The organism is Deltaproteobacteria bacterium (genome assembly GCA_020845775.1).
GTDB lineage: Bacteria > Bdellovibrionota_C > UBA2361 > SZUA-149 > JADLFC01 > JADLFC01.
This window is the reverse complement of record JADLFC010000119.1, coordinates 1-13,483: the sequence shown is the minus strand read 5'-3', so window position 1 is coordinate 13,483 and position 13,483 is coordinate 1. Positions and strand designations below refer to the sequence as shown.

Annotated in this window: 12 protein-coding genes; 5 read left to right on the top strand and 7 right to left on the bottom strand. The window is 45.0% G+C overall.

What is annotated here, in order from left to right; translation table 11 throughout:
• Nucleotides 1–33: 33 nt before the first annotated feature.
• From IT291_07805 to argB, 5 genes are all read right to left on the bottom strand, one after another.
• On the bottom strand, nucleotides 34–1,656 hold the full coding sequence (locus IT291_07805; protein MCC6221127.1) for a Gldg family protein: 1,623 nt from the start codon (nucleotides 1,654–1,656) through the stop codon (nucleotides 34–36).
• 21 nt (nucleotides 1,657–1,677) lie between these two features.
• The gene (locus IT291_07800) at nucleotides 1,678–2,439 is read right to left on the bottom strand and encodes an ABC transporter permease (protein ID MCC6221126.1); all 762 of its coding nucleotides are present in this window, start codon (nucleotides 2,437–2,439) and stop codon (nucleotides 1,678–1,680) included.
• A 20-nt stretch (nucleotides 2,440–2,459) separates the two neighbouring features.
• Complete coding sequence (locus tag IT291_07795) at nucleotides 2,460–3,227, bottom strand: ABC transporter ATP-binding protein (GenBank protein MCC6221125.1); 768 nt, start codon at nucleotides 3,225–3,227, stop codon at nucleotides 2,460–2,462.
• A 165-nt stretch (nucleotides 3,228–3,392) separates the two neighbouring features.
• On the bottom strand, nucleotides 3,393–4,280 hold the full coding sequence (argF, locus tag IT291_07790) for an ornithine carbamoyltransferase (GenBank protein MCC6221124.1): 888 nt from the start codon (nucleotides 4,278–4,280) through the stop codon (nucleotides 3,393–3,395).
• Complete coding sequence (argB, locus tag IT291_07785) at nucleotides 4,277–5,122, bottom strand: acetylglutamate kinase (GenBank protein ID MCC6221123.1); 846 nt, start codon at nucleotides 5,120–5,122, stop codon at nucleotides 4,277–4,279. The genes argF and argB overlap by 4 nt, the downstream gene beginning before the upstream one ends.
• Nucleotides 5,123–5,355: 233 nt before the next feature.
• Here argB and IT291_07780 point away from each other — a divergent pair, with 233 nt between their 5' ends.
• The 3 genes from IT291_07780 (at nucleotide 5,356) to IT291_07770 (ending at nucleotide 8,881) form a co-directional block, all read left to right on the top strand.
• Nucleotides 5,356–6,351 carry an NAD-dependent epimerase/dehydratase family protein gene (locus IT291_07780; protein MCC6221122.1) on the top strand — a complete coding sequence of 332 codons (996 nt, stop codon included), beginning with the start codon at nucleotides 5,356–5,358 and terminating at the stop codon, nucleotides 6,349–6,351.
• A 26-nt stretch (nucleotides 6,352–6,377) separates the two neighbouring features.
• Nucleotides 6,378–6,854, top strand: a complete 477-nt coding sequence (locus tag IT291_07775; protein ID MCC6221121.1) for a GNAT family N-acetyltransferase — start codon at nucleotides 6,378–6,380, stop codon at nucleotides 6,852–6,854.
• A gap of 140 nt (nucleotides 6,855–6,994) precedes the next feature.
• Nucleotides 6,995–8,881, top strand: a complete 1,887-nt coding sequence (locus IT291_07770) for a serine/threonine protein kinase (protein ID MCC6221120.1) — start codon at nucleotides 6,995–6,997, stop codon at nucleotides 8,879–8,881.
• 107 nt (nucleotides 8,882–8,988) lie between these two features.
• Here the strand turns inward: IT291_07770 and IT291_07765 are convergent, their stop codons facing one another.
• Entirely contained in the window at nucleotides 8,989–9,648 is a 660-nt protein-coding gene (locus IT291_07765) for a metal-dependent hydrolase (GenBank protein MCC6221119.1), read from the bottom strand.
• 106 nt (nucleotides 9,649–9,754) lie between these two features.
• Between IT291_07765 and IT291_07760 the strand changes: the two genes are divergently transcribed.
• Nucleotides 9,755–10,807, top strand: a complete 1,053-nt coding sequence (locus IT291_07760) for an N-acetyl-gamma-glutamyl-phosphate reductase (GenBank protein MCC6221118.1) — start codon at nucleotides 9,755–9,757, stop codon at nucleotides 10,805–10,807.
• A gap of 10 nt (nucleotides 10,808–10,817) precedes the next feature.
• Nucleotides 10,818–11,975: an aspartate aminotransferase family protein gene (locus IT291_07755; protein MCC6221117.1), complete on the top strand. Its 1,158-nt coding sequence runs from the start codon at nucleotides 10,818–10,820 to the stop codon at nucleotides 11,973–11,975.
• Between the two features lie 218 nt (nucleotides 11,976–12,193).
• Here IT291_07755 and IT291_07750 read toward each other — a convergent pair whose 3' ends face one another.
• A complete protein-coding gene (locus IT291_07750; protein ID MCC6221116.1) occupies nucleotides 12,194–13,375 on the bottom strand; it encodes an ATP-binding protein in 1,182 nt (393 codons plus the stop codon).
• Nucleotides 13,376–13,483 lie beyond the last annotated feature (108 nt).

Genomic DNA, 13,483 nt, shown 5'->3' with positions numbered 1-13,483 from the left:
AATAGCTATGTGCGTGTGAATAACGTGCACAACTTACTGTTTACGTTTCCACCAAACTCCCAATCCACCCAACAAAAGAGTCTCTGGCAGCAGCAGACCTGTCAACAAAAACATTGCGCTTAACTGCTCTTGAGAAATAGCCTTTGTAGACTCTCTTAAACTCCGAGGCCTAATAGTAATTCCCTCTTCCTCACCTATAACCCAGTTAAGAGAATTGAGAACGAGATCTCTATTAAAAAGCTGCCGAATGTTTGCGTTTGAGACGAAATCAGCATCGCCAAAGACTACAAGTCTTCCGTTACGAGCAGTCTCAGTTTGAGATTTACTTTCTCTGCCAGCCGTGCGCTCTTCGCTTTTCACGCTTAAGGTAGGCGCAAATTCTGCAGCGCTAGCTATTGAGATCGGTCCCGCAAGATCCCCCTCCTCGCGCTTTGCCGCTGGCGTAGCGCTAAAAATCAAATCTAAATTTTGCTCCGCCCAACTCTCCTTACTAGTAAGAGCCAGTTCCGACACGTTAAAAACTTCAGATTCACTTATCGGACTAGTGGCTCTAACCGATGAAGCGATGCTAAAAACTGCCCCCTCCGACAGCGACGCAGTAATGGGGTGCGCTCCGTACTGACGCACCATTGGTTCCACCCCCAAGCTCGGGCCTGAAAACATGCGCTGCACCTCATCGACTACGACATCTCGTCCAACCTGAATAGCAAATGGTTTTGCCAATCTTTCAATATCTCTCGTGCGACGTGGCTCGTGAAAAAAAACAGCTCGTCCGCCAGCCCTCAAATAATCTTCAATAATACCCATTTCAATTTCGAGAAGATTCTTTTGAGGAGCAGCAATGATAATCGCTGCGGCATCGCGCGGTATACTCTTGGTTTGCGATAGAACGAGCTCTTTTACTGCAAGATTATCTCCCTCAACGGACTCCTTAAAAAAGAGATATCCATTAGTTGTCTTGCCATCCGACAAGCTTGGCTCTCCATGGCCGACTAAGTAGTAGACAACCTTTTTTCCAGCACGAGTAAGTTTAAGAATCGAATTGACTATATCCTGTTCGCTTATCTTACCACTAATTTTTGAGCTTCTCGTAGCACCATTATTCCCCACATCAAGAGTTAAATGCACAGTTCCGCCTTCCACAATTCCATACTTCTCGACCAGCGTGGGATTTTTCTCGGGGTCAACGACGCTCCACTCAACTTTATCTGAATATCTATCCATTAGCCTAGCTAAATCATCGACATCCTTATCGACCTTTCCAGCCACATAAAATCCTCGCAGTGAGATTTTGTGCGAAAGCGAATCCAGCATCGCCTTCGTCTGAGGTGCTAGCGTATAAATCTTGTATGCCGTGCTATCGTATCTAAATATCTCGTGCTGGTAGGCAATGAAATTTACGAGAATCAACACCCCCACGAATAGGCTGCTATACGTTGTCATACCTAAGCTAAACAGCGCCTTGCGCTTTACCGCCGCCGATGAAAGCAAACTCAAGCCGCCGCGAAACAGAAAAAACAAGATTAGCAGAGCGCCTATACTAAGGTGGATCCAAAAGAAATTAAACAAGTCGTAAACGACAAGCGCATCGCTAATAAGCGCAAATACCAATACCACCGCCCCTGCGATGCCAAAAAAATGAACTTTTCTTTTCATCTAAAACTCCTAGGCAATAGCTTATCGCAAACGCTCCGCTTCGATTACTCGCGTGGTTGCAAACAATCCGACAAGAACTAAACTGACAAAATAAACCACATCTGTCCCGCTAACAATTCCCTTTATGAATTTTTCTACATGATCCGAAGGAGAAAAATAGACGAGAAAAGCGGCCAAACTGCCATCTAGCTTAGCAGCCGGCGCATCTATGACAAACAACAGCAGCAAACTAACGAGGGAAAGAACGGCGGCTACTATCTGACTATGCGTAGCAGCAGAAGCGGCTAACGCAATAGCCGAAAACGATATAGCAAACAAGGAAACGCCAATAAAACCGACTATCACCGGCATAACTTCCGGATCGGCAAATATAAGCAGCACTAACGGAAATACAAAGCTAATCACTAGCATTGCCATAGCCACGAAAACGATTCCGAAAAACTTCCCCACTACTATATCGCTTACAGACAGCGGAGACGTCGCCAAAAGCTCAAACGTGCCTTTCTGCTTTTCCTCTGCAATTGCCCCCATGCTTAATATTGGAATTAAGAAAATCAACACTATGGTAAGCGTATTATAATAAGGCGTAATTACCCATTCGTTTAGATTAGGTTTCATCGTCGGCATTAGAGCCGCTTGACGAAGAACTGAATTAAATCGCTGCACCAGAGAAAAAAAGAAGAAACCTGAAATTAAAATAAATCCGGATATTACGACATAGGCGACCGGAGTGACAAAACTAGCCTTAATATCCTTAGCTGCAATAGCGCGTATGTTTTTCATGCCTAAAAATCCTCACCCACCTATGCTGCCTGCTCCCCTGAATAAGCCAGTCGATTATCCGGAAAAACTTTCTCACCTAAACGTTCGCCGGCAATCGCCTCCATAAATCGCTCCTCCAGGCTCTTTTCTCTGGTAAGCTCCTCTATGGAGCCATCCGCCACTATTGAACCATTAGCAATAATAATGACATCGGTACAAACTTGCGCTACCTCGGCAAGAATGTGCGTACTCAAAATAACGGTGTGATCCTCGCAGAGACCTGAAATCAACCGCCTAATTTCTATTATTTGCGCCGGGTCTAGCCCACTTGTAGGCTCATCGAGAATTACTACCCTAGGCTTATGCACTAGCGCTTGCGCAAGCCCCACACGCTGACGAAAGCCTTTAGACAAGTTCCCACACAATCGCTCCCTTACACTTTGTATGGCAGAACGTTCGATTGCCTCATCAACATAGCTGCTTATATTAGCGGCGGGAACGCCCTTTATTTTTGCCACAAACTTGAGATATTGCCCTACACGCATTTCAGCATATAACGGAGGGGTTTCAGGCAAATAACCTATACACCTCCTAACAGCATCCGCTTCCTGACAAATGTCATAGCCCGCAATCCTTGCCGTACCGGACGTTGGTGGCAAAAAAGTAGTCAATATCCTCATCGTCGAAGTCTTCCCAGCACCATTAGGCCCAAGTAACCCCACGACCTTCCCCGCGGAAATCTTAAAATTAATACCCTTAAGGGCAACCAAATCGCCATATTTCTTAGCAAGATCAATCGCTTCAATCATAAGGCGGTTAACCTCCTATGTTTAAACTTTATAATTAGTTATTCGCCGTTCTCGTTCGTTATGAATCTCTAACACCACAGCGTATATTGAGTCACCAACTCAAACTAAGAAAAAAGATCAGTTAATAATAGACGAAACTTAACGGTTTCTCGTTCTTATCTGCCTTTAACCAAGCAAAAATGCCAATATGCCCTTCTGGGCATGTAGTCTATTTTCCGCTTGGTCGAAGACCACGGATGAAGGCCCATCGATAACGTCCGGGTCAACCTCCTCTCCGCGATGCGCTGGAAGGCAATGCATAAAGATCGCATCTCCCTTACTAAGTCCAAGGAGTTCTTTCGTAACTCCATAACCTCTAAAATCCGCCAGTCGCTTCGTAGTCTCGCCCTCCATCCCCATAGAAACCCATGTATCGGTATAAATCACATCTGCCCCGACAACGGCTTGCGATGGCTGGCTCTCGAAAGAAACATTGCTAAGTTGACGATCGACTTTCGGCCCATAGCCATCTGGGCAGCAAACCACGAGTGAAATCTCTAAGATCTCGCAAATGTCTATTAACGAATTACAAACATTATTGCCGTCACCTATGTAACACAGGCCAATGTTTGCCAGCGAGCCTTTTTTCTCCTCAATTGTAAGAATGTCCGCTACTGCCTGACATGGGTGGCAGGTGTCTGATAGTCCGTTAATTACTGGCACACTCGAATGGTTGGCCAGTTCTATAATGTCATTCTGGTCACGGGCTCTAATCATAACACCATCTACGAATCGAGAAAAAACTTTTGCTACATCTGCAATGCTTTCCCGTTTTCCCATTTGTACCTCGTCCGGCCTAATGTTGATAGCATGTCCGCCCAGTTGATACATGGCGACTTCAAAAGACAAACGAGTGCGATTTGAGGGTTTCTCAAACAACATTGCCAGTGTTTTTCCAGAAAGGCGCTGATGGGAGATGGACTTTTTCTGCAAGTGCTTAAGTTCGCGTGCTAAGTCTAATATGGCAGCGATCTCGGCTTGTGAAAAATCTCTTAGATTAACAAAATGCTTCATGAGCTTACACCACACTGCTCCACATCGGAAGTTTCGCGAATAACTTTGTCTATCTTGGTGCCAACTCCCGCCTCGGTAAAAATCTCTAGCAACAGCGAGTGGTCGACTGAGCCGTTAATAATATGCACACTTGTTACACTTCCCTCCAAGGCTTCTATAGCATAGCGCAGCTTTGGCAACATGCCTCCCTTAATCTGCGGATTCTTGAGTAACTCCTTAACCTGCCTAACATCTAAAATGGATAGCGTTTGGCCGTCTAAAATGACACCTTCAACATCGGTCAGATATATCAACTTCAACGCATTTAAGGCCCGAGCCAAGGCCGCCGCAACGTGATCTGCATTTAAATTCAGGCTCTTACCAGAACTATCTACTCCTATTGACGAAATTACGGGAATGTAACCCTTTTCGCAAAGCGAAAGAAGCAGCGAAACGTCCGTCTTATCTATTTCGCCAACCAACCCTAAGTCGTCATCCGCCGTAGAACGAATCTTTTTTGCCGTAAACAAATGAGCGTCCTTCCCAGACAAACCCAGAGCTCGTCCGCCCTTTTGATTGATAAGTGTAACAATCTCGTTACTTATCTTCCCAGAAAGCACCATTTCGGTAATTTCCATAGTTTCGTGATCCGTAAAGCGCAGGCCATCAATAAACACAGCCTCTTTGCCCACTTTCTTCATCCAGCGCGATACCTCACTCCCGCCACCATGCACAATGACTGGACTTATGCCAATATGGCGCAGCAACACTATATCCGTAGCCACAAGCTCCTTTAGCCGCTCCTCAACCATTACTGAGCCGCCGTATTTAATTACCAAAATCTTCCCGCCAAACCGCCTCATATAAGGCAGCGCCTCGATTAAAACTTTTGCCTTGGAAATGCTCTCTGTATGCACCTTTTTAAACCCAACTCTAAATTGCTCGCCGTACCCACACTGCTTTGGACATTTCTCGCCCAGGCAGCTATAATGCTTGAGAAAAGAGGCTCATTATAGTGCAATACCGCTAAATTTTAAAGACCGACCATTAAGGAAATAATGGCAACAAATTATTAAGAGGTTCAAGCGAAAGATATATGACAAGCTTAGTAACAGGAGGAGCGGGTTTTATTGGCTCGCACGTGGTGCGAGATTTGCTTTCGCGCGGAGATAAAGTAGTAGTGCTCGACGATCTGAGTGGTGGCTTTCGAGAAAACGTTCCGCTGGCAGCAATTTTTGTCGAGGGATCGATTCTCGATAACGAATTAGTGGAGTCTCTCTTTAAAGAGCACCGGTTCGACTATGTTTATCACCTAGCCGCATATGCAGCTGAGGGCTTAAGCCATTTTATAAAGCGCTTTAATTACAACAACAACCTAATCGGCAGCGTAAATATGATTAACGCGTCGGTTAATCATGGCGTCAAGTGTTTTGTCTTTACTTCCTCAATTGCCGTTTATGGCGCTAACCAGCTCCCCATGACTGAGGAGCTTACACCTCAGCCGGAAGATTCTTACGGCATTGCAAAATACGCAGTTGAGCAAGAACTCAAGTGCTCTAAGGAAATGTTTGGACTGAACTACGTCATCTTTAGGCCCCATAACGTATACGGGGAGTTCCAAAATATTGGCGACAAATATAGAAACGTCATAGGAATTTTTATGAATCAAATAATGTCTAAGCAACCCCTAACTATTTTTGGGGACGGCACTCAGACTAGAGCTTTTAGCTACATTAGAGAGATATCCGGTATCATAAGCGATGCGCCACGGAACACAGATGCGTATGGCGAAGTGTTTAACATTGGAGCAGATACGCCCTACAGCGTAAATGAACTAGCTAATGAGGTTTGTTCCGTATTTGGCGTTGAGCCAAAAATAAACTACCTTGAGGCGCGAAACGAAGTTCAGCACGCTTATTCAAGCCATGAAAAAATAAAGCGCTTCTTCCCAACATGCCCGTCCTTTTCTCTAAAAGAGGGACTTTCTGCCATGGCAAAATGGGCTATCGCAAATGGACCTAGAAAGAGCGTTGAGTTTAGAGAAATTGAGATCTCGAAAAACATGCCACCAAGTTGGCGATTGGAGGCCTAGTAGCCCTAAGTTTTAGTAAGAGAAACATGAACGATTCCCTTAAAGATCCTCCTCTTTCCTCGGCATCGCATCGATCGGTTAACTACAGGCTGGCAACTGCTAGAGACATTGAGGAAATAATTAGCTTTTGGCACGCGCTAGAGGGCGGCATTTTTCTTAGTGCCGTAGATTCAATAGCGTCTCTTACGCGCTTTTTTGAGCGAAATCCTGAACTTAGCTATCTTGCTACTGCGATTAATGGAAAAATAATTGGCACCATATTGTGTGGGCATGATGGCTTGAGTGCCCACATCTATCACATGGCCGTAGACAAATCATTTCGACGCCAAGGCATTGGATCTGAACTGGTTAGGCAATGCCTTGACTCATTGCTCGCAATCGATATTCGCATCTGTCACCTGGGTTTTACAGATAAAAACATCATAGGACGAGAATTTTGGACCTCTCTAGGTTGGCAAGAAAGAAGTGGCTTTAAATTGCTACATAGGAGCCTAATTTCTTAGTAACTCACTGCCGTAGTTAAGTACTTCTCAAATTAAGACGATATCCTCACTATAAGGATTGCTAGGGATTACTTTGCGGTTCGTACGAGAATATTGGAAAACGCAGCCATACGAGCTGTCGTGTCGAGGATTTATTTATCTTGGATGAGCTAGATTCAAGTTTGCAAAATTCGGGACAGCTTAAAGTTGGCTCTCTCATAGCCGAACGCTACTGCGTGGAAAAAGTCTTAGGCGTAGGCGGAATGGGAACTGTTTATCTAGCGCGCGACAGCGTGCTTAAAGACGAGCAGGTAGCTGTTAAGATTCTACATAGCCAGCTTAGCTTTGATACTTCATGCGCAGATCGCTTTCTTCGCGAGGTTCAGCTCATGCGAAGAGTAAGTCACGCAAATGTCGTGAGGACTTACGACGTGGGCATTAATGAACACCTTATTTATTTTACGATGGAGTACATTCCTGGCAAGTCGCTATTCAATCTGATCAGCGAGGACTCTCCAACATTAAGCCAGCTAGTTGATATCAGTTGCCAAATCTGCGAGGGTTTAGAAGCCATCCATCAGGCTAAGATAATTCACCGCGATTTAAAACCGGATAACGTAATCGTACTCGATAATTCCATCGTTAAAATCACTGACTTCGGAGTCGCGCGCCCCGAGTTATCCGCCCTAACTGCTCATAACGAAATCATAGGTTCTTCGCCTTATATTGCACCTGAGATTTGGCTCGGCGATAAAATCACACATGCCGTTGACCTATACAGCTTAGGAGTATTGTTGTACGAAACGTTTACACGTGTTATACCGTTTCAAGCCGATACGCCAGCGGCGGCCATGCACATGCATTTAAACCAAAAGCCGATCCCACCTATTGAGCATAACAGCGAAATTCCCTCGTGGCTAAACCGACTTATATTAAACTTGCTCAGCAAATCGCCTGCCGGACGACCGAGCAGCGCCGCCGAGGTTCTCGACATCATCAACACCGCCAGGCGACGCAGCAAACGAGGAGCCACATTGGGCCCTAACACAACCGTAGAGTCGAGCGATCTGCTGCAACAACTCGAAGTCAACTCAAGAAAGACCGGAAAAAGCCAGCTCGACACGGCCAATTCAAAGGCTGAGTCTAAGCGAGATTCTCTTGCTCGCACTAGCAAACCGATGCGAATTCCAAGTATAACGCGAAGCTCAATTGCCGTAAGCAATATCGGAACGCTGCATCCGGACGCTTACAAATCTCCAGCAAAATTAGCTATATCAAAGACATTGTCATTTGCATTTGCCATCATGAGCTCCGCCATCTTCGCGTTTGCAGCACAGCACTATCTGGGGTCCTTCTTGGCGAACAACTCCCTAATGTCGCAGATTTGCCTTTCGCTAACAATGTGCGTCATAGCGAGTTTTCCAAACATGTGCTTGGGCGCTATTTCGGGACGGCTAACTTCAACGCTATCATCATTCTTCGCGGCGTTTTGCTTCCACATAGTTTCCTTCGCACTTCTAATTATTTACTTTTTATCGCCACTCCTTGGACGGGTGGAATTAAACACTCAAATTTTTAGTGCTGCTATGCCCATAGCCCGCTCCACTATTAGCGAGATTGCACTATTCAGTCCGAGCATAACAACTTATCAGACGACCATTTTATCCGATGGCCTAATCTTTCATTCCCCCAACCTAGTTCCTGTATTTTCAAGTACAGCAATCTACACCTTAGCCATAGCGTACATATTAATGATATGCTTTTCATTGCTAAGATTTGCAGGGAAATTGCAGGGTGGTTTTAAGAAAATAGGAATTCCCTTAGCCGTTGCCACCGGACTGTTGTTATTTGGCGAAGCTACCATTTCCTCATCTAGCACTTTAACGAGTTCGGCACTCGAAACTTGGCTTAACCCCGCAGCGGAACGACACAGTGCTCTGCCAGAAATCTCCTCGTATCAAATAATTAATTGGGGTTTTATATATGTTACAGCATTCGCCCTATCTATTGCGAACGCTATTTTATACCGTTTCCAAAAAGTAAGTTAAATATTTTACTTTTTGGAAACGGTATTTGTTGTTTATTGGCAAGTGCGTAAACACTTGCTGTTTATAGCATTTACAAAAATCCTTTTTGTAAATGCTATAAAACGCCGTTAAAGCCGGGCATAGTTTCTTAACTCTGGATAAACATCTTTAAATACAAACCAGCCTAGCAGTAACACTGAAGCATACATAAACAACGTAATGCCCAAGTTGTCGCCGACAAATTTTAAAACTGCCTTTTTCTTCTCGGCTTTTCCCAAAGCTGAACCTACTATATCGACATTTCCCAAGGCATCCAACAATAGATGCGAAAAAAACCCTAAAAAAGCAGCGCTGGCAATGTATAAGCGCTCCTTCCAATACAGATCCCAAAACAACAAATACGCCAGTTCAAAAAAAATAACCGCTGCTGGCATACTATGTAGCATGCCACGGTGATCGGTAAACTTTTGCAAAGCCCGCACGACAACAATCCTGGTAAACAGATACGAACCTATGGCCAGTAAAGCAATTCGAGCTATGCCGCCAGCCTTAAAACCTGGAAAAAATTCTATTATTACAACTGGCGTAACTGTAGCCAACAAAGCGCCTAGTTCCCGTGACGGAGCTCCGTTATTTGCATCTACGTCAGGAATTAACCCGCAGATAATAATCAGAGCTAACGCCAATACTGTTAGCTCTGGGTAAATATTAAAGAAAAAGACACCGCCAACAGCATATGCCGCCCCAATTGCCGCTGAAAAAGAAATATGATTTTGATAAGATGCCACAGCTATCGCGCCATTATCCCGCTGTTACAAATAACCTAATTATTGCTCTCCATATTAATAATCTATAGAATTATCAGCTGACCATGAACGAGAAAAGAGATATTTTATGAAAAAGCAAATTGGCATAGGAATTATTGGTGGAAGCGGCTATGGTTCTGGCGAGTTACTTAGGCTTTTTTGTGAACACCCTCACGTAGAGGTAGTTTCGGCAGTATCATCCTCCATGCCGGGCCAGAAAGTTAGTGATGCTCACCCGCACCTCTTGGGATTTTGCGACTACAACTTTGATGAAAAGCTAGATGAAAACTCACTCCTTTCTTATGAAAAATGTTTTATCTTTTTGGCGCTACCACACGGCAAAGCAGCCAGTGCCCTATCTCAAATAAAGTGCGTAAATGACAGCAAGGTAAAGACAATAGACCTTTCGGGTGATTTTAGACTAAAAGACAGGGCAATACACGAAAAGCATTACCACGGAGCTTTGTTTCTGGAAGAGCTTCGCAAAAATTTCGTCTACGGCCTAACTGAGCTCTTTTGCGAGCAAATTGCGTCAGCACGCTTTATCTCAAACCCGGGTTGCCTTGCCACCGCGGCCATTTTATCCGTTGCTCCACTGGCCCTAAAGGGAAAAAATATTGATGGGGATATCATTTTCGATGCCAAAACCGGCTCATCTGGGGCCGGAAGAACTCCTCAGGCAAGTATGCATCACCCCAAGCGAACTGCAAATTGTGCTGCCTATAAAATCCTTGAACACCGACACGAGGCTGAAATTTGCCAAGCTTTGGGAGATAGTTTTGACAACCAGTCGCGCACTTTTTTCGTTCCCCATTTACTGCCTACGAGCCGAGGCATTTTTATCACGAGCTACCTAAAGCTCAATAAAGATATGAGCGCAGCGGATTTATTGGATTGCTATCGCCAATATTACCAAAATGCTCCTTTCATACGACTAGTTAAGGGTTCTCCCGAATTGCAAAATGTAGTAGGAACAAACTTTTGCGACATTTCATTAGTGTCGCGAGGGAGGCAGGTCGTAGCTATGGCGGCACTCGATAATTTAGTAAAGGGAATGGCAGGACAGGCCATTCAAAACATGAACATCATGAGTGGGTTGCCTGAAGATTTGGGTCTTAGAAAACCGGCGCTGGGAATTTAGGGGAAGGCGAATGAACGACTTAAAGGAAACAAAAACTAGCAATTTATCGCCATTATTAGAGGTTTATGCTCAATACCCGTTTGAGCTAGAGCGGGGCGAGGGCATTTATGTCTACGACACAAACGGCAAGCGCTATTTAGACTTTTACGGCGGACACGCCGTTTCTTTATTGGGACACTCTCCGCGCCAAGTGCTCGATGCCATAAAAACTGCCGGTGAAAAGCTGATGTTCTATTCCAACCTAGCGCGCATTCCCATTCGCGAGAAAGCTGCCGCCATGCTCCTGGATTTTGCGGATGCTCGTCGCCATCAGGTGTTCTTCTGTAACTCCGGCGGCGAGGCTAATGAAAACGCCCTAAAAGTCGCCATCAAGAATACTGGCCGCTCAAAAATAGCGTCTTTTGTCGGTAGCTTCCACGGTCGAACTCTGCTTGCTATAGCCGCTACCGATAAACCTGCTTGGCACGATTATTTGAGAGAAAGAATCGGAGAGGTCGTGCGTTTAAAGCCCAACAACGCCGATGACTTAAAAACCATCGACGACAAAACCGCCGCAGTAATTTTAGAACCAATTCAAAGCATTGGCGGAGTTACTGAGTTTGATCGGGATTTCTTAAAGGCTCTGCGCGAGCGCTGCGACCAGGTAGGTGCTTATCTAATTTTCGATGAGGTGCAAACTGGCATGGGACGAACGGGCATTCCATTTGTGTCGCGCTTTTCAGGCGTTTCGCCCGATATGACCACACTTGCCAAGGGACTTGCGGCTGGCTTTCCCATCGGTGCTCTTATCATGGCTGAACACGTAAGTGGCAAGCTCAAAGTTGGCGATCTTGGTGCCACCTTTGGCGGTGGCCCAATGGCCATGGCAGCCATGATGGCAACGATAGAATCGATTAAGGAACAAGACCTTGTACAAAACGCTAGAAAAATAGGCGATTATGTGCGAGAAGTATTTGCCATTAAGGAAGTTGCCGAAGTGCGCGGCCGCGGCTGTTTGCTGGGCCTAAAGCTCCATCGCGAAGCTAAGCCAGTTCAACAAGACCTATTTAAGCAGGGAATTATTGTAGGCCTTTGTTCGGATCCACAAATCGTGCACTTGTTACCACCACTAACTACTGAAAAAGAACACGTAGATGCGCTGAAGGCAGCTTTGCTAAAAGTGCTTTAGCTAAGGAGCACTTTTATAGCATTTACAAAAAGGATTTTTGTAAATGCTATAAACAGCAAGTGCGCAAGCACTTGCCAATAAACAACAAATACCGTTTCCAAAAAGTAAAATATTTAACTTACTTTTTGGAAACGGTATAGTAGTAACTGCAAAAATCCCCGCAAAATGAGTCCCGAATGCAAAAACCTAGTCTATAACGCACGATAAATTTAGCTGCGCTAATAGAGTCTTTTGTCATCCATTCTTTCTGGCAAAGTAGGTTTTTTCGCCAGCTCGCATTCCCAAAGTCCCTCCTCCCATGGCAAAACATCTACCGAACCAAACTTGAGTCTCTCTTTTCCATTATATAGACATACTGGTCTAGACCCCGATATATCAGCGCTTAGCTTACTTAAGTTAGTAAGCTGCTCGGCGCGAACATTAGTAGCAGACTTAATTTCGATACAAAGCGTTATAGATCCAGCACGCTCAACAATAAGGTCGATCTCCGCACCATCTTTAGTGCGCAAATAGCTCATTTGATATTGCTCCCTTCTATACTCTAGCGCCGCCCGAATCTGGGTAATAATAAACGCCTCAAATAGATCCCCATAATACGAGGTGGATGGATTAATGTTAATATTAAGTTGTTTATGTAAAGCTCTAGCGACTCCGTTATCAAACCAATAAAATTTAGGACTAATCCTCTGACTCTTGCGAATAGATGCGTGAAACGCATCCAGCTTAAAGCCTAGCAAAGTATCTTCGATAATTTCAAAGTAATTTCGCACGTTCGAAGGATCCGTTGAAATGTCGGCGGCTATACTTGCTGCATTGATAACTTTTGCGTTCATTTGCGCTGCCGCTTGAAGAAAGCGGCGAAAAGGCGGCAGATTCCTCACTATCTGCTCTGCAATGATTTCCTCCTGCACGTAGGTATCGGCGTAAGCCTGGAGAAAGTCACTCCTCTCTTCATCGGTTTTTAATAAACATAACTCCGGAAGTGTTCCCCATCTCATTGCAGAATTTAAAGAGAAGTCATTACCAAGCTCCGAAAATAATAGAGGGAACAATCTATAAACAGATGCTCGCCCAGCGAGAAGGTTCGCTGCACCTCGCTTAAGCTTTCGAGCACTAGAGCCGGTTAAAGCAAAAACGGCGTTTTGCCTTTGGATAGACATATGGGCTACGTCCAGCAGGGCCGGAACTCTCTGCACTTCGTCGATTACAATAAGTTTACCAGCCTTGATGTGTGGTTCCATCATGGCCGTTAAGTCGGCGGGATAAGCCTGAAGATGCTCAAAAACCCGAGGATTGAGTAGATCGACGAAATAAGCCTCCTCTTCCTTAAGACTTCGCTGCAACAAGGTACTTTTTCCCGTAGCTCGCGCGCCAAAGAGAAAAAAACTCCGCGTTTTCAATATATTAATAGCCCGAGGGTACATAATCTCGAAATATACGACATTTCGGGATTACGATCAATAAAATTCGGCGACTATCAATTTTCGCCGCATCTTAGCCTCGGAGGC